11 protein-coding genes and 3 rRNA genes (1 of these 14 cut by a window edge) are annotated in these 17,934 nt (G+C 59.0%); 9 read left to right on the plus strand and 5 right to left on the minus strand.

From position 1 onward, the window contains the following. Positions 1-12: 12 nt before the first annotated feature. On the minus strand, positions 13-705 hold the full coding sequence (gene lapG / locus J3P75_RS26995) for a cysteine protease LapG (protein WP_434593729.1): 693 nt from the start codon (positions 703-705) through the stop codon (positions 13-15). A gap of 194 nt (positions 706-899) precedes the next feature. Here lapG and J3P75_RS27000 point away from each other — a divergent pair, with 194 nt between their 5' ends. The 5 genes from J3P75_RS27000 to J3P75_RS27020 all read left to right on the plus strand — a co-directional run bounded on the left by J3P75_RS27000 (position 900) and on the right by J3P75_RS27020 (position 7,944). Next, positions 900-1,610: a GntR family transcriptional regulator gene (locus J3P75_RS27000; RefSeq protein ID WP_434708830.1), complete on the plus strand. Its 711-nt coding sequence runs from the start codon at positions 900-902 to the stop codon at positions 1,608-1,610. Between the two features lie 740 nt (positions 1,611-2,350). After that, entirely contained in the window at positions 2,351-3,124 is a 774-nt protein-coding gene (locus tag J3P75_RS27005; protein ID WP_434708831.1) for a DUF3050 domain-containing protein, read from the plus strand. After that, positions 3,121-4,050, plus strand: a complete 930-nt coding sequence (locus J3P75_RS27010) for a diiron oxygenase (protein ID WP_434708832.1) — start codon at positions 3,121-3,123, stop codon at positions 4,048-4,050. Before J3P75_RS27005 ends, J3P75_RS27010 begins: the two co-directional genes overlap by 4 nt. Positions 4,051-4,063: 13 nt before the next feature. Beyond that, the gene (locus tag J3P75_RS27015; RefSeq protein WP_434708833.1) at positions 4,064-7,453 is read left to right on the plus strand and encodes an amino acid adenylation domain-containing protein; all 3,390 of its coding nucleotides are present in this window, start codon (positions 4,064-4,066) and stop codon (positions 7,451-7,453) included. A gap of 23 nt (positions 7,454-7,476) precedes the next feature. Then, positions 7,477-7,944, plus strand: a complete 468-nt coding sequence (locus J3P75_RS27020) for an SRPBCC family protein (RefSeq protein WP_434708834.1) — start codon at positions 7,477-7,479, stop codon at positions 7,942-7,944. Positions 7,945-8,080: 136 nt separating this feature from the next. Here J3P75_RS27020 and J3P75_RS27025 read toward each other — a convergent pair whose 3' ends face one another. Beyond that, positions 8,081-9,961, minus strand: coding sequence for a methyl-accepting chemotaxis protein (locus J3P75_RS27025; protein WP_434708836.1), 1,881 nt, complete (start codon positions 9,959-9,961; stop codon positions 8,081-8,083). 311 nt (positions 9,962-10,272) lie between these two features. Here J3P75_RS27025 and J3P75_RS27030 point away from each other — a divergent pair, with 311 nt between their 5' ends. The 4 genes from J3P75_RS27030 to J3P75_RS27045 all read left to right on the plus strand — a co-directional run bounded on the left by J3P75_RS27030 (position 10,273) and on the right by J3P75_RS27045 (position 15,622). Further along, positions 10,273-10,773, plus strand: a complete 501-nt coding sequence (locus J3P75_RS27030) for a sigma-70 family RNA polymerase sigma factor (RefSeq protein WP_434708837.1) — start codon at positions 10,273-10,275, stop codon at positions 10,771-10,773. Beyond that, entirely contained in the window at positions 10,773-11,774 is a 1,002-nt protein-coding gene (locus tag J3P75_RS27035; RefSeq protein WP_434708838.1) for a FecR domain-containing protein, read from the plus strand. Before J3P75_RS27030 ends, J3P75_RS27035 begins: the two co-directional genes overlap by 1 nt. Before the next feature lie 87 nt (positions 11,775-11,861). Beyond that, positions 11,862-14,366 carry a TonB-dependent siderophore receptor gene (locus tag J3P75_RS27040; protein WP_434708839.1) on the plus strand — a complete coding sequence of 835 codons (2,505 nt, stop codon included), beginning with the start codon at positions 11,862-11,864 and terminating at the stop codon, positions 14,364-14,366. A gap of 77 nt (positions 14,367-14,443) precedes the next feature. Further along, on the plus strand, positions 14,444-15,622 hold the full coding sequence (locus J3P75_RS27045) for a PepSY-associated TM helix domain-containing protein (protein ID WP_434708840.1): 1,179 nt from the start codon (positions 14,444-14,446) through the stop codon (positions 15,620-15,622). A 70-nt stretch (positions 15,623-15,692) separates the two neighbouring features. On the opposite strand, the gene rrf (J3P75_RS27050) is transcribed toward J3P75_RS27045, so the two are convergent. The 3 genes from rrf (J3P75_RS27050) to J3P75_RS27060 all read right to left on the minus strand — a co-directional run. Further along, a 5S ribosomal RNA gene (rrf, locus tag J3P75_RS27050) occupies positions 15,693-15,808 on the minus strand. A gap of 105 nt (positions 15,809-15,913) precedes the next feature. After that, positions 15,914-16,029, minus strand: a 5S ribosomal RNA gene (gene rrf / locus J3P75_RS27055). Between the two features lie 152 nt (positions 16,030-16,181). After that, positions 16,182-17,934: ribosomal RNA gene (locus tag J3P75_RS27060) — 23S ribosomal RNA — on the minus strand; it runs 1,141 nt beyond the window's last position.

Below are 17,934 nucleotides of genomic sequence, written 5' to 3' on the forward strand. Positions count from 1 at the left end.
GAGCGCGTGCTCCTAGTTAGTCGTCTCGACCGGGAAACCTTCGGCCTGCATTTTCTTCAAGACATCCTGCCAGCGTGACAGGCGTTTGGTGTCGCCGACCTTCTTATTGCCCTTGGCCCCCGGCAGATACAGCCCTTCGGCGTTGAAAGAGTAGACGGGCAGCAAATCAGTCCGCTGCGATGCCGGCTGAATCGGATCGATCAGGCTGTCGAGCACCAGCGGCATGGCATCGGGGGTCGCATAGTAAGTCAGGACCATATGCGCGCGGTTCTGGCGCAGTGCCTTGACGTAGGTGATGCGCAGCTTGTCACTGGACACCCCGAGGTGGCGCAGGCTGAAATACTTGGCGATCGCATAGTCTTCGCAGTCGCCGGCGCCCTTCCACAAGGCTTCGATGGGGGTTTCCCAATAGTCGACCTGCCGCCACAGATCGATGTCTTCGACGTAGCGCACCTGTTTGTTGAAAAACAGGTTCACCACTTTCAGCTTGTCCATTTCGCTGGCCTGCTGTTGCGTCGCCAGCAGATTCTGCCAGGCATCGATGCGTTGCTGACCGGCGCCGAGCGGCCCGTACAGTGCCGTGGCCTTGCGGCTGATCGCGGAAAAATCCCAGTCGGCATGCAGACCGCCCAGCATGACGCCGGCCAGCAGCAGTGCGCAGCATAGCCAGCGCAACGTCCGAGGGATCGCGAATCGTACCGCCACAGCAGGTTTCCAGAGGGCAGGAAGGGAAGCGTTTGATGTTGAAGCTTAGCCCGCTAAAAAACAATGGCACCATGAGATCATCGGCACACGCTAAACTATGAATGTAACCGCGTCCTTCTACACGGTTTGACAAGCTGTAGAGCAATCACTAGTGTCATTTGGATCCAAATCACCGACCTACAGGGTGCGTAGTCGTGACACAGAAGCCCAAACCGCTGCACAGCATTAAAGTCGACGGACCGATTCCTGCGCATCTGGCCCGCTCGGTCATCGAAGAAACGTTGCGTTCGGCAATTCTCGATGGTCGGCTGCCCTGCGGTACGGCGCTACGCCAGCAGGATCTGGCGGATCTGTTCGGTGTCAGCCGCATGCCCGTGCGCGAAGCCTTGCGCCAGCTCGAGGCGCAGGATCTGTTAAGCGTGACCACGCATAAAGGCGCAGTGGTCGCGCCGTTGATCCAGGGCGATGCAACCGAAACCTACGAGTTGCGCATCCTGCTCGAATCCGAAGCCATGCGTCAGTCGATCCCATTGCTGACCGACGCTGATCTCGCCGAGGCGGCCGCCTACATCGAAGAGCTCGAAGCGCAGCACGATTACACCGAAATCGGCCGGCTCAACCGTTTGTTCCACATGGCCCTGTACAGCAAAGCGCCGAACAAACGCCTGCTGCGTCTGGTCGAGGACGGGCTCAACGAAGAAGAGCGCTTTCTGCGTTTCAATCTTGAGTCGATGGGCCTGGGCAAATTGTCCCAGGACGATCACCGGGCGATGCTGCAAGCCGTGCGCGAGCGCGACATCAAGATGTCTATCGAACTGCTGGAGCAGCACCTCAACCGCGGTGTCGAGGTCATCACCCGCTACCTCGCTACACCCGCGGCACAAACCCGTACGGTTGCCCGCTGAGACCGTAACTCCCGCGAATCACCCGCTTACAAATTCCCAAGCGATCGCCCGCCGTGCGGTGGGCGAGTCCGCGCGCCCGCTCGCCCTCTCCCGCATCGCCCGCCCCCATCCCTACGGCTTGGCACCGACGAATCGGTCATAGCCGTAGCGACAAATTACCCGCACTCTTGAACGGCCACCCCATACAGAACGGGGACGCGCCGCCCTGACGGTGCAGTCCCCGCAACAGGAACCTACGGAAGGAGCCTTGTCACGGGAAAAAGGAAGTTCTGGCGCCGGTCCCGGCCAACTTTCGCCCCTATCAATCAAATAATTCTTTTCTATAGAAAGATGCTTCGAGTGAGGCATTCACTCTTGTCATCCAATTTTGGCCGTTATTGGCTGAAAGGAGCAACTACGCCCAAATAAAACTTCTAACGAAAGTCTTATTGAAACTCTTCACACTTGAAAAACAGCAAACTTAAAATAATTAAAATTGCACTTGTTAAATGTTTGCCATCTGTATTAGTTTTTTCATCGCCGAAGTTAAGGCTGTGTACACTTCGGCACGCGGCGCCCTGACGTAGCGCACCGTAAAGGCTGCACGCTTGCACAGCCGGACTTTGCGTAGAAATACGCCGGACAGTTTGTTTGCCGGCATCCAACTTCAAACGATACAGACACACAACTAACCCGGCGCAGTATTAATTGCGCCATTGCACAAGCAGTTCCATTTCGCCCCAATGATTAAGGACGTCATCATGCCTTCCAAGCATCAACTCGCCTTGAAGAAAGTCGAACTCAGCAATCATCCAATCTTTGCCGAGATCACTTCGTTATCAATATTGCGTCGTTTCATGGAAACCCATGTATTCGCCGTGTGGGACTTCATGTCGCTGACCAAGCGTCTGCAGCAGGAACTGACCTGCACCCGATTGCCCTGGTTACCACCGCGTGATCCGCAAGCCGCCCGGCTGATCAACGAAATCGTGCTTGGCGAGGAGTCGGACGACCGCCTGGTCGATGGGCACTACAGCCACTTCGAGCTGTACCTGGACGCCATGCGCGAAATCGGCGCCAGCACCACAGCCGTCGAACGTTTCGTCGCGCTGCAACAGGAAGGCGTGAGCTATGACGTCGCGCTGCGAAGCGTCGAGGTTGACCCGGCCGCCGCGCAGTTTGTCCGCGACACCTTGCACACCGCGCTGCATGCGCCGGGGCACAGCGTGGCGGCGGCGTTTCTGCACGGCCGCGAAAGCGTAATCCCGTGCATGTTCCAGCGCATCCTCGATGACTGGGGCATCGGCATCGAGCAAGCGCCGACCTTTCGCTACTACCTGCAGCGGCATATCGAGGTCGACTCCGAAGACCACGGCCCGGCGGCCGAGCACCTGCTTCAGCGCCTGGTCGACGGCGACCCGCAACGCGAAACCGAGGTCTATGCCAGCGCCGTCGCCGCCGTGGAAAGCCGCATCGCTTTGTGGGACGGCCTGCGCCTGAGCATGCGCGAACCGTTGGCGGAGGTGACCCAATGAACGCCGCCGACTATCAATCCTTTGCTGATGCCTGGGAACAGCGCGCGACCATTCGCACCCGCCCGCGCCGGGTGCTGGAAGACGATGAGCGCCTGATCTATCCGCTCAGCCGACAACCGCTGGTACTCAGCGAAACCTTCCTGCGCGAATGCCCGCAGCAGCGTGATTTCGCCTTGGTGCAGACGCTGTACAAGTTCATCAACGATGTGGTGATTTTCGAAACGGAAATTGTCGATAAGACCGCGCGCAGCATCGCCAAGAATCGCTTCGCCGTGGCATTCCCCTTCGCCTGTCGTTACGACGCCATGACCGTGGTGGTCGATGAGGATTACCACGCGCTGGTGGCGATGGATTTCATGCAGCAAACGGTGGCCATGACCGGCATCGAACCGATCCAGCTACCCGATCAGATCGAGTTGAGCCGGGCGATTCCCGCCGCCGTGGCGTTGGCACCGGAGCATTTGCGCAGTGCCGTGGAACTGATTTGCGTGGCCATCGCGGAGAACACCGTGACCGGCGATGTCGCTGCGTTCGCCCGCGACGACTCGGTCAAACCGTCAATCAAAGGGCTGATGGCTGATCACTTGCTCGACGAGGGTCGCCATTCGAGCTTCTGGGCGCGCATGGTGCGCATCTACTGGCACACCGCGAGCGAAGCCGACCGCGAAACCATCGCGCAGATTCTGCCGGTGTTCATCGGCCACTACCTGACCAACGACATTCAAAAGTCCTTCGACCTGCGCCTGATCGATGCGCTGTCGGTCAGCGAAGCCACGCGCTGTTCGCTTCGGGAGGAAATGGCCGGCCTGGCCTTCCCGATCAATCGCCATCACCCGCTGGTGGGCAACATCGTCAGGTTCTTCCACAACAGCTCGCTGCTCGATGCGCCCTGCGTGCAGCACGCCCTGCGCGACTATCTGGCGTGACAAGGAGGTCTTCATGAAACGTCTCGACATTTTGCTGATTGGCGCCAGCCAGGCCATGACTGATCTGGCGCTGGAACTTGAACAACACGGTCACGCGGTGCAGCGCAGTGCTGCCGCGCAAGCGCCGGTGGATCTGATCATCGACGATGGCTTCATTGGCGCCGGCGATCGCTGCGCCATCCCGCACTTGCACTTGCGTCTGGGCGTCGGTGCGAGTCACGCCGGTTTGCCAATCCTCGACCTGCTGTGCTTTCGCGGCTCGTCACTGATCAGCCGCGTGCCGATCGGCGATGAGCCGTCAGGCAATGGCCAAGCGCTGCGCCACCGAGTCCTGGCGCAGGTGGTCGATGAAGTGGCGCTGCTGGTCAGCCGCCTGTCCCGCGACGGCGAATACCTGCAACAGCTCGCCAGCCTGAACGCGCCGGATTTCGAGCGCCTGGAAAACCTGCGCTTTCTCGACAGCCTGGCTTACGTCCATCGACGCAACGACACGGCGAATGCCGCGCTGCTGGAACAGGCCCAGGTCAGCGTTATCGAGCGCCTGCAACAGAGCCTGATTCAGCACGCCGACCGGCCAGCGCTACACCTCGGCGAGCGCTCCATCAGCTATCGCCAGTTGCACGCCCGCAGCCGAGCGATTCAGCAGCGTTTGCAAGCGTTGCTGGAGCCGCACCCGCAGCCGTGGATCGTCGCGGTGTGCCTGCCGAAAAGCCCCGAGCTGTACGCCGCGATTCTGACGATCCTCGGCAGCGGCGCGGTGTATTTGCCGCTGGAGCCGAGCCATCCTTTGCAGCGCCAGCAATACATTGTGCAAAACGCCGGTGCGCTGTTGTTGCTGCATGACGGCGCACATCCGCTCAGCGCCACCATGCCGGGACTGGACGTCAGCCTCATCGACAGCAACGAAGTGGACGTCGATCTGCCCTTGATGCGCCAGCGCCCCGAACTCGACGCACCGTGCATGGCGCTCTACACCTCCGGAACCACCGGGCATCCGAAGGGTGTGCTGCTCAGCCAGGCCAACCTGGCACATTTCACGGCGTGGTACGCCGATTACGCACAGTTGCAGGCCGAAAGTCGCGTGCTGCAGTTCTCCTCGCTGAGCTTCGATTCGTCGCTGATCGACATTTTTGCGACCTTGCTCAGCGGCGCCGAACTGGTGGTGCCCGACGACACGCAACGGCGCGATCCACTGCAACTGGTGGCGCTGATCCGACGCCGCCAATTGACTCACGCATTCCTGCCGCCAGCACTGTTGAGCATTCTGCCGCTGGAGCAACTCGAAGGCGTACAGGTGATGACCGGCGGCGATGTCTGCGAGCCGTTCGTGATTGAGCAGCTGACCCGTCAGGGCACCCTGCACAACCTCTACGGCCCGACCGAAGCCACGGTGCTGATCACCGCACGGCAACTGCAACCGGGCGACAGCAACCGCAGCCTCGGCGCGCCGATCGCCAACAGCCAGGTGTTGATTCTTGATGACGATCTGCAACCGGTGGCGGAAAACACCGTCGGCGAATTGTTCATCGTCGGCCCCGGTGTCTGCCTCGGTTATCTGAACAATCCGCAGCAGACGGCCGAGCGCTATCTGCGCCTGAATCTGCCAGACGGCCAAACACTGCGCGCCTACCGCACTGGCGACATGGCGCGGTGGGGCGAGCACGGTATCGAGCTGTGCGGGCGGCGCGACAATCAGGTGAAGATCCGCGGTTTCCGGGTCGAGCCGGAGGAGATCGAGCGTTGTCTGCGCGAGAGTCAGCTGTACCGGCAAGTCGCCGTGGTGATCGACAGCCAGCGCAGGATTCTGGCCTTTCTCGCCCAGCCGCAATCGGCCGCTGCTCGCGACGAACTGAAGGCTCACGCCCGACAATTTCTACCGGACTACATGCAACCGGTGGCGTGGAGCGAACTCCCCGGCATGCCCTTCGCCAGCAACGGCAAGGTCGACCGCAAGGCCCTGCTGGAGCTGCCGGTCAGCGTGCAGGACAGCGGCCCTAAATGCCTGCCCGCGAATGCTGACGAAGCGCTGCTGCTGGAAATCTGGGCCGAGTTGCTGGAGCTGCCAGGCAGCGATATTTCCACCGATGAAAGCTTCTTCAATCTGGGCGGCCATTCGATCCTGTTGTCACGAATGTTGCTGCGCCTGCGTGAAGAATTCGGCCGCAGCATTTCGATCAATCGCTTCATCGAACAGCCAACCATCGCCAAGCTCGCAACCCTGGTGCGCGGCACCGATGACAACGCTGTGCTCAGCGCCCAGGCCATGGCCGACGCCGAGCGCGCGCTGGATCTCCAGCCGTTGCCGATCTGTCGCATGGGCGATGTGCACAAGGTCATCGTCACTGGCGCCAACAGTTTCGTCGGCGTGCATATTGTCGAAGCGCTGCTCGGTTGGGGCGCCAGCGAAGTCGCCTGCCTGGTGCGTGACGGTGGCGGGCAAACAGCGGCGCAGCGCTTTGCCCAGGCGTTGCGCGAGAATCGTCTGGAGCATCTGGATCTGAGTCGTGTGCGGGTCTATGCGGCGGACATCACCCGCCCGCAATTGGGCCTGAGCGACGAAGATTATCAGCGCCTCGATCGCGAGTTCGGCGCGCTGGTGCACAACGCCGCCAACGTCAACCATGTGCTTGATTACGAGTCGCTGGCAACGGACAACGTCGAGCCGGTTTTCGCCCTGCTGCGCCTGTGCGAGGGGCAGAGCAAAAAGGTCTTCAACTTCGTCTCGACTTTGTCGGCGTCCAGCAGCGTCGATGACGCGGGCCGGGTGCTGGAACTGCCGGCAGCCACAACGCCACCGATCTACATCCGCAACGGCTACAACCTGTCGAAATGGGTCGGTGAGCGCATTCTCGAACGGGCCCGCGAGCACGGGGTGCGGGTCAATCTGTATCGCCCCGGCAATATCAGTTTCAACAGCCTGAGCGGCGTCTGCCAACCGCACAAGAACCGTTTGATGCTGATGCTCAAAGGCTCGATCCAGCTCGGTCAGGTGCCGGCCTTCGCGCTGAACTTCGATCTGATGCCGGTGGACTTCCTTGCTCGCTTCATCGCCTTCCATGCCAGCCGTTATTCGCCCGACCGTGCGGTGTTCAACCTGCACAACCCCGAGCCGCTGAGCTGGGACGCCTACGTCGCTTCATTCCGCGAAACCGGCAGCGAGTTTTCGCTGGTCAGCGTCGCCGACTGGCAACAGCAATTGAGCCGAGTCGACGCCGACAACGCGCTGTTCGGCGTGCTCGGTTTTTACCTCAACGGCTTTGAAGAAGACATCGGCGACATCTCGCTGATCGGTCACGCCAACGCTGAAGCCGGAGTGCAGCAGATGGGCGCGCATTACCCGCAAAAATCCCCGGCACTGCTGCGCCGCGGCTGCGACTACCTGAAACAGATCAACTTCATCTGACGTCACCAAAAAGGAGCAACACCATGAGCAATCTGCAACCGGACACCCTGATCAAAAACCCCCACGGCTGCCACGTTGTGTCTTCGGTGCGAGTGCCGGCGGACGCGGCGCAAGTCTGGGCAGTGGTCGGCAACTTTGGCGCTTTCGAGCGATTCATTCCGGCGCTGTCGCACATCGAAATGACCGGCGAGGGCGTGTCCTCGCTGCGCAAGAAAGTCTTCAAGGATGGCAACGTCGTGGTCGAGCAACTCAACTCCCGCGATGAGCAGGCACTGAGCATGACCTGGACGACGATCTACAACACCTTGGGCGTGGCCAACCTGTGGGCGGCGATGAATGTCGAAACGCTGGGCGACGGGCAATCCCGGGCGACGTGGACGATCATTGCCGAGCCGGCGTCGGGAGGGGAGGAAGCGTTGCCGGGGTTCAGGGATTTTGTGCAGGGGTTTGCCAATGATGCGATGGGGAATGTGCTGAAGCTGTTTGTTTAAGAGTTGAGTCTGGCGGTGAATGCACCACCGCTATCGCTGGCAAGCCAGCTCCCACAGGATTCGAGTCGTCCACAAATAAAGTGTTCGCCGAAATTCCTGTGGGAGCGGGCTTGCCCGCGATTGAACGATAACGCAGTCAGATCTTGAAACTATCGACCAACTGCTTCAACCGGTTGGCCTGCTGCGACAACGCATCACAATCCTTCAGCGTCTCGTTGAGGTTGGCCACGCTCTGCTGGTTCAACAGGTTGATCTGGTTGACGTCGACGTTGAGGGTTTCCACCACCGCGGTCTGCTCTTCCGTGGCTGCGGCCACCGACTGGTTCATGCCGTCGATTTCGCCGATGCGCTGGGTCACGCTGACCAGGCGCAGACCGGCCTGATTGGCCACTTCCACGCTCTGCTCGCTGGACGCCTGACTGGCGTTCATCGTAGTCACCGCCTCACGCGAGCCGACCTGCAGCGAGGTGATCATCTTGTGGATTTCTTCCGCCGATTCCTGGGTGCGATGAGCCAGGTTGCGCACCTCGTCCGCCACAACCGCAAAACCACGCCCGGCCTCACCGGCACGCGCCGCTTCGATCGCGGCGTTGAGCGCCAGCAGGTTGGTCTGCTGCGAGATGCCTTTGATCACATCGAGAATGTGGCCGATGTTGTCGGTGCTCGCATTGAGGGTTTCGATCTGGGTGCACGACAAACTGATCTTCTGCGACAGCTCGGTCATCGCCTGAATCGTCTGCTCGACTACCTGACGTCCGTCGTCGGCCTGCTCGCTGGCGCCGCTGGCGTGTTGCGAAGCATCGGCAGCGTTGCGGGCGATCTCCTGGGTGGCGGCGCCCAATTGATTGATGGCCGCCGCGACGCTGTTGGTGCGCGCGCTTTGTTCGTCAGAGCCGACGATCGACGCGTTCGACGACGCCATGACCCGTTGCGACAAGTCGTGCACATGGCGGGTGGCCGAGGACACTTCGGAAATCGATGCGTGAATCCGTTCAACAAACTGGTTGAAGGCACTGCCCAGTTCGCCGAATTCGTCTTTGCCTTCTACCGACAGACGGCGAGTCAGATCGCCTTCGCCCTGAGCGATGTCCTGCATCGCACGGCCCATCGTGGTCAGCGGACGCATCAAGACGTTGATCAGCAGGCTCAACAGCAACGCAATCGCGGCCACGGCGACAAACATCGCGATCAGCGCCGAGGTACGGAATTGGCTGAGCGCCGCGTAGGCTTTGTCGTGATCGATCGACAGACCGATGTACCACTGCGCATTCGGCAGGTCGCTGACCGGGGTGAACGACAGAATCCGCTCCTCGCCATTGAGTACGACGTTCTGGTTGCCCTTCTCGATGCGCACGCTGGTGTTCGGGTAGATGTCTTTCAGGTTCTTCATGACCTGATCCTTGTCCGGGCTGACGATCACCTGACCGTCAGCGCTGACCAGGAACGCATGGCCGAGGCCACCGAAGTCCACCGAGTTGATGATCTTGACCAGGGTTTCCAGGCTCAGGTCACCCCCGACCACGCCGAGCAATTCACCGTTCTTCTTCACCGGCATGGCGATGGTCACTACCAGCCCGCCAACCGCGGCCATGTACGGTGGGGTCAGCATGGTTTTATCCGCGACCACCGCTTGCTTGTACCAGGGACGCTGACGCGGATCGTAGCCGTCCGGCATCTTCGCGTCCGGGCGTTGGGTAAACACTCCGTTGGCCTGGCCAACATAGGTGAACTGGAAATTCGAAGTGAAGGCCGGTTGATCGACCAGCCCCGGCAGATCGGCGTCCTTGCCCTGATGCGCGACGTTCTGCGCGAGGTTTTCCAGCACCAGAATCCGCCCGCTCATCCAGTTCTGCACGCTGCTGGCGGTCAGATCACCGGCCTGCTGAACGGAAGACTGAAGGTTCTGGCGAATGGTGCTTCGCTGCAGATAGTCGTTGTAGAGCGTGAACAGCGCGAACGCCAGGACCACGACGCCCGAGGCGGCCAGCAGAATTTTGTGGCTGAACTTTAGATTCATTTCATGGGACTTCTTATGCCAAAAGTGGGGATGCGTTCCGGATGCAACATTCCATGTACAGCGCAGGCAGCGTTCTTCCGGCCGCTCTACTTTGGTGCACGCATGTCTCACCAGTCTGTCGGCACACGTCGGAGAAATCTTAGGGTTGGGTCAGAAAAGGATGAGGTTTGGATCGGATTCCCGCCGAACGGCGGGCCAGAGCGGCTGGCGGAAGATTATTCCGAGCGTTGCGTGAGCAGCGGTTGCAAATTTTGCGACCCTTGAAGACAATGCGACTAATTATCATTTGTGACGTCCAGGCTGTCGCGTTCATGTCCTCCCCCGAGTTTGCGGTACAGACGCTTTATCATTGTCACCACGGCTGGCTCAACACCTGGCTGCGCATGCGGCTGGGCAACGCAGCGGATGCGGCGGATCTGGCACAGGACACCTTCGTCCGCCTGCTGCAACGCAGCGAACACCTGGAGCTCAAAGCCCCTCGCGCGTTCCTGCGCACCATCGCTCGTGGCTTGGTGATCGATCACTGGCGCCGTGAAGAAATCGAACGCGCCTACCTGGAAACCATCGCCCATTTACCCGAAGCCGAAACGCCCGGCAGCGAAGCCCGCGCGCTGATCATCGAACTGCTGGAAAGCATCGCGCGCATGCTTGAAGGACTGAAACCGAAGGTACGCCAGGCCTTTCTGCTGGCGCAGTGCGAAGGTCTTACCCACAAGCAGATCGCCGAGCAGATGGGGCTGTCGTTGCGCTCGGTGGAACGCTACGTTGCCGAAGCGCTGTATCACTGTTATGTCTTGCGGTACGCGCACTGATGCCCTTGGACAACGCTGCACTTGGCCGCCGCGCCGAGCCGCCACCGCAAGTGGTCAAACAAGCCATTCACTGGCTGCTGCGCCTGCGCAACAACCACGGCAATCCGCGTCTGAGCCGCCAGTGCGAACAATGGCGGGCCGAACATCATGAGCACGAACTGGCCTGGCAGCGTGTGCAGTCGCTGCAAGCCGAACTGAGCAGCAACCTGCGTGCGGTGCCCGGCGCACAGGTGGCGTTCAACACGCTGGAAAACAGTGCGCAAGGTCTCGGCCGGCGGCAGGCCTTGAAGTTGCTCTCAGGCGCATTACTGATGGGTTCCGCCGCGTGGCTAGCCAAGGACAGCGGCGCCTGGCGGCAGTGGAGCGCCGATTACGCCACCGCGACCGGTGAGCAGCGCGGTTTTCAATTACCCGATGGCACGCGCATCGAACTCAACACCGCCAGCGCGGTGGATCTGCATTACACGGCGCAGCAGCGCCTGATCAAACTCACTCGCGGCGAGATCATCGTCAGTTGTGGCGGCGCCGATGAAGGCGCGCCGTTCGATCGCCCGCTGCGCGTGCAAAGCCGTCACGCTATGTATGCGCCCATTGGCGCCCGCTTCATTCTGCGTGAGGACAACGATTGCAGCCGGCTCACTGTGACCAGCGGCCGCGTTGCCATTGTTTCCGGCGGTAATTCGGTCGAAGCCGTCGCCGGCCAGAGCTACCGCATCGACCACCTGCAGATTCGCCCGGTGCCGGTACCGGATATGGACGTCGGCGCGTGGGTCGACGGTTTGATCGTCACGCGCAATATGCGCCTCGGCGATTTCATCAATGAGGTCGGGCGCTACCGTCAGGGTGTGCTCAATTGCGCAACGGAGATCGCCAACCTGCGCCTGTCCGGGGTGTTCCGCCTGGAGGACACGGACAAACTGCTGGCGGTGCTGCCGCAGACCCTGCCGGTGCAATTGCGCTACCGGACACGCTGGTGGGTGAACGTGGAACACGCGGTGTGAAGTTTTTTGGCGGGTTTGCGCAACAGCTTCGGCTTAGTCAGTAAGCACTTCAATCCAAGCGTTTGCGACTTCCTACGGAAACCCACAATGACTGTCCGCGCCCACTGTAAGAACTCTCTGAATTTCACTGTTGAATCGAGTCTGCTGCAGCACGCCGTCCGCGCGGCGCTGTTTTCTACCGCGCTGAGCGTGGGTGTATTGCCGACTCTGACTTTCGCGGCCGACGCCAATGCCGGTGCGGTCAGCCCGCGCTATGACATCTCTGCGGGGCCGCTGGACGAGGCACTGAACCAGTTTGCCCGTCAGGCGGGCATCACTTTGTCGATGACCCCGCAACAGACTCAGGGCCATCAGTCACCGGGGGTTCGGGGCGAATATTCCACCGATCAGGCGCTGAGCCATTTGCTCGGCGGCTCGGGCCTGGAAGCCGTCACCCAGGATGGCAGCCGCTACATCCTGCGACCGCTCGCCGAGAGCGAAGCGCTGGCCCTGCCGACCACCGACATCAAAGGCTTCGCCCTCGGCAACGCGCTGGGCAGCATGGCGGGCTACAACGCCACTCACAGCCAGATCGCCACCAAAACCAGTACCGCATTGCTCGAGACTTCGCAAAGCGTGTCCGTGGTCACGCGCGAGCAAATGGACGACCAAGGCTCGCAGACCGTCTCTCAGGCCATGCGCTACGCCCCGGGCGTGCTGACCAATCCGTATGGCGCGACTCATCGTTACGACTACGTGGCGATGCGCGGTTTCAACGATGGCTCGGTGGACAACATTTATCTCGACGGTCTCAAGTCGATGGGTGACAGCGGCACTTACAGCACCCTGCAAGTCGACCCGTACTTTCTGGAGCGAGTGGATATTCTCAAGGGCCCTTCTTCGGTGCTGTATGGCCGCAGCTCACCCGGCGGTCTGGTCGCGCTGACGAGCAAGAAACCGCTGTACGAGGCCTACCATCAAGTCCAGGCCACGGTGGGTAATCAGGGGCAGCGCGGGTTGGGTTTTGACTTCAGCGGACCGGTCGATGACGACAAGCGCATCGCCTATCGTCTGACCGGTTTAACGGATCGCTCCGACACGCAATTCGACCACAACAAGGAAAAGCGCTACGCCCTGGCGCCGACGTTGAGCATCGACTTCAGCGAAGACACCTCGCTGACGCTGCAGGCATATCTGCAACACGACCCGGATGGCGGCTACCACGGTGGCGTGCCGGCCGATGGCACGATCCATCAGCGCAACGGCCAGCGTATCTCGACAGACTTCTTTGAAGGTGAGCCGGGTATCGATGGTTATTCGCGTGACCAGCAGTCCTTTGGGTATCAATTCGAGCATCGCTTCAACGATGTCTTCACCGCGCGGCAGAACTTCCGCTACCTCGATTCCAAAGTAAACATGGATCAGGTCTACGCCTATGGCTGGACCTCGCCGACCAGTAACGAGCTGAACCGCTATTACACGGGTGGTGATGAGCGTCTGCATGCGTTCATCGTTGATAACATGCTCCAGGCCGAGTTTTTTACCGATGCGACGAAGCATACCGTGCTGCTGGGCGCAGACTATCAGCGGCGCAAAACCGTGGTCGACTGGACCAGCGGCGGTCTTGCCCCGATCAATGCCTTCAACCCGGTGTACGGCAACTCGGCCATCGATATGTACGGTGAGACCAGTTATCTGCGGCGCCTGGAGCAGACCGGGGTTTATCTGCAAGACCTGATCGAAATGGACCAGTGGCGTTTCTCACTGGGCCTGCGTCAGGATTGGGTAGAGACATCTGACGAAAACCGCATCGCCGAAGCAGGACGCCCTGCCGGCACCGAGATCAATGATCGACGCACCAAACTGACCGGTCGCGCCGGTGCGCTGTATCTGTTCGAAAACGGCCTGGCGCCGTATATCAGCTACTCGGAATCGTTTAACCCGAACTCCTACGCCGACAGCGCCGGCAACCCGCTGGCACCGACCGACGGCACGCAATGGGAAATCGGCTTGAAGTATCAGCCGCCGGGCACCGACAACCTGTTCACTGCATCGCTGTTTCGCATCGATCAGGAGAACCTCGCGACCAAGCTGCCGCAGGAAAACTTCTACCGAGCGGTAGGGGCTGTTCGCTCTCAGGGGCTGGAGCTGGAAGCGCACATGCAGCTGACCGACAACCTCAAACTCCTCGGCAGTTACACCTTTACCGACATCGAGTATTCGAAGTCGATGGTCAGCACGTTGAGCACGCCGACCAACGTTATCGAGAACAAGGGCAACTCACCGACGCAGGCGCCGCGGCACATGGCCTCGTTGTGGGCTGACTATAAGTTCGACAGTGCCGCACTTGATGGCCTGCGCCTGGGTGGTGGCGTTCGTTATGTCGGCTACAGCTGGGCCGATGCGGAGAACACCCTGAAGGTGCCTTCCTATACGTTGTTCGATGCCTCGATTGGTTATGACTTGGGCAAGGTCGGTTTGAAAGGCGTCGACGTACGCCTGAATGCAAACAACCTGACCAACGAATCCTATGTGGCTTCCTGTGCCAGCCTGAACTTCTGCTACATGGGCGAAGAGCGCAATGTCGCGGCGACGGTCAGCTACCAGTTCTAACCATTTGTTTCGTGCATGAAAAAGCCAGCGCCTGAGCTATCAGGCGCTGGCTTCGTCGTTTTTGCAGGGGGGTTCTCATGCGTGCTTTTCTCGTGTTGTTGCACCGCTATATCGGTTTGGCGACGGCGGTCTTTTTGTTGCTGGCCGGACTGACGGGCAGCATTCTGGCGTTCAATCATGAGCTGGATGAATGGTTGAATCCGCATTTTTATGCAGCATCTGCGGTGGGCGAGCGATTGCCTCCCGGTGATCTGGTTGACGCTGTGCAGAAGGCACATCCGAAGCTGCAAGTCTGGTACATGGAATATCCAGACGAGGTCGGCCATACGGCGTTGCTCGCCGCAGTTGCGCGCAATAACTCGCCGACCGGCAAGCCGTACGAAGAGCGCAATCAAGTGTTCTATCTGGATCCTGTGAACGCCGAGCAGAAGGGTCAGCGCTATTGGGGCGAATGCTGTTTTCAACGGGAGAATCTCATCCCGTTCATTCTCGAGTTCCACTACAACCTGACGCTGCCGGGCAATTGGGGATTGTGGTTGATGGGTCTGGTGGCGATTGCCTGGGTGATCGATTGTTTCGTTGCGCTCTGGCTGACGCTGCCGCGTGGAAAGCCATTCTGGAAGAAGTGGTCGACTGCCTGGAAAGTAAAGGGCCGACACGCTTATCGGCTCAACTTCGATCTGCACCGCGCCGGGGGATTGTGGCTGTGGTTGTTGCTGCTGCCGATCGCAGTCAGCAGCGTGGCCATGAATCTGCCCAGTCAGGTGTTCAAGCCCGCCGTGTCGTTATTTTCACCGATCGAACCGAGCGTCTACGAGGCACGAGGACGAATGCCCGCAGATGCACTGGGCGCAACGCAGTTGAGTTATCAACAGGCATACGACAGGGCGTTGCAGGAGGGAAAAAGGCTAGGGCTGACAGCACCGATTGGAGAACTGTATTACAGCTTCGAATACAACTTTTACGGTGCCGGATTCGGGCAGCATGACACTGACGCGCATGGCAAATCATGGCTGTTCTTTCATGGGACTGACGGTCGATTGTTAGGGCAGGAGATAGCGGGACAGGGAACGTTGGGCGAGCAGTTCTACCGATTGCAACTTCCGATACATGGCGGACGGATTTTCGGTGTTACCGGGCAAATCATCATCGCAGTGTTAGGCGTCATGATTGCAGGCTTGTCGGTCACCGGCGTCTATATCTGGTGGCGAAAATGGCAGGCTCGACGCATCAGCAAGGCACGCCGCCCCGTTTGATCATTGAGTTTCCGGGTTGCGGAAAAGACAAAACCCCAATTGCTTGCGCAATTGGGGTTTCGGAATTGAATCTTGACGATGACCTACTCTCACATGGGGAAACCCCACACTACCATCGGCGATACATCGTTTCACTGCTGAGTTCGGGATGGGATCAGGTGGTTCCAATGTTCTATGGTCGTCAAGAAATTCTTTATCTGGCCCGTCAACACGGTAACAAGCCAGCAAAAACAGGAACTTCTACTAAAACAAAACCCCAACTGCTTTCGCAATTGGGGTTTCGGAATTTAATCTTGACGATGACCTACTCTCACATGGGGAAACCCCACACTACCATCGGCGATGCATCGTTTCACTGCTGAGTTCGGGATGGGATCAGGTGGTTCCAACGCTCTATGGTCGTCAAGAAATTCGGGTACTGAGTCGTGACCAGATGGCCTCGCTTCAGCAAATTGGGTATGTGACAGCTGGTGTTTGTGCGTTTCGAACTTTCGGTTCGTTTCGTCTTCACACACCGCAATCTGGTCTCTTTCGAGTTCGCAAATTGCTTGGGTGTTATATGGTCAAGCCTCACGGGCAATTAGTATTGGTTAGCTCAACGCCTCACAGCGCTTACACACCCAACCTATCAACGTCGTAGTCTTCGACGGCCCTTCAGGGAACTCAAGGTTCCAGTGAGATCTCATCTTGAGGCAAGTTTCCCGCTTAGATGCTTTCAGCGGTTATCTTTCCCGAACATAGCTACCCGGCAATGCCACTGGCGTGACAACCGGAACACCAGAGGTTCGTCCACTCCGGTCCTCTCGTACTAGGAGCAGCCCCTCTCAAATCTCAAACGTCCACGGCAGATAGGGACCGAACTGTCTCACGACGTTCTAAACCCAGCTCGCGTACCACTTTAAATGGCGAACAGCCATACCCTTGGGACCGGCTTCAGCCCCAGGATGTGATGAGCCGACATCGAGGTGCCAAACACCGCCGTCGATATGAACTCTTGGGCGGTATCAGCCTGTTATCCCCGGAGTACCTTTTATCCGTTGAGCGATGGCCCTTCCATACAGAACCACCGGATCACTAAGACCTACTTTCGTACCTGCTCGACGTGTCTGTCTCGCAGTCAAGCGCGCTTTTGCCTTTATACTCTACGACCGATTTCCGACCGGTCTGAGCGCACCTTCGTACTCCTCCGTTACTCTTTAGGAGGAGACCGCCCCAGTCAAACTACCCACCATACACTGTCCTCGATCCGGATAACGGACCTGAGTTAGAACCTCAAAGTTGCCAGGGTGGTATTTCAAGGATGGCTCCACGCGAACTGGCGTTTACGCTTCAAAGCCTCCCACCTATCCTACACAAGCAAATTCAAAGTCCAGTGCAAAGCTATAGTAAAGGTTCACGGGGTCTTTCCGTCTAGCCGCGGATACACTGCATCTTCACAGCGATTTCAATTTCACTGAGTCTCGGGTGGAGACAGCGCCGCCATCGTTACGCCATTCGTGCAGGTCGGAACTTACCCGACAAGGAATTTCGCTACCTTAGGACCGTTATAGTTACGGCCGCCGTTTACCGGGGCTTCGATCAAGAGCTTCGCGTTAGCTAACCCCATCAATTAACCTTCCGGCACCGGGCAGGCGTCACACCCTATACGTCCACTTTCGTGTTTGCAGAGTGCTGTGTTTTTAATAAACAGTCGCAGCGGCCTGGTATCTTCGACCGGCATGAGCTTACGGAGCAAGTCCTTCACCCTCACCGGCGCACCTTCTCCCGAAGTTACGGTGCCATTTTGCCTAGTTCCTTCACCCGAGTTCTCTCAAGCGCCTTGGTATTCTCTACCCAACCACCTGTGTCGGTTTGGGGTACGGTTCCTGGTTACCTGAAGCTTAGAAGCTTTTCTTGGAAGCATGGCATCAACCACTTCGCCACCCAAAGGGTAACTCGTCATCAGCTCTCGGCCTTAAGATCCCGGATTTACCTAAGATCTCAGCCTACCACCTTAAACTTGGACAACCAACGCCAAGCTGGCCTAGCCTTCTCCGTCCCTCCATCGCAATAACCAGAAGTACAGGAATATTAACCTGTTTTCCATCGACTACGCTTTTCAGCCTCGCCTTAGGGACCGACTAACCCTGCGTCGATTAACGTTGCGCAGGAAACCTTGGTCTTTCGGCGTGGGTGTTTTTCACACCCATTGTCGTTACTCATGTCAGCATTCGCACTTCTGATACCTCCAGCAAGCTTCTCAACTCACCTTCACAGGCTTACAGAACGCTCCTCTACCGCATCACCCGAAGGTGATACCCGTAGCTTCGGTG

It is taken from the genome of Pseudomonas sp. R1-1, assembly GCF_051132135.1.
Lineage (GTDB): Bacteria > Pseudomonadota > Gammaproteobacteria > Pseudomonadales > Pseudomonadaceae > Aquipseudomonas.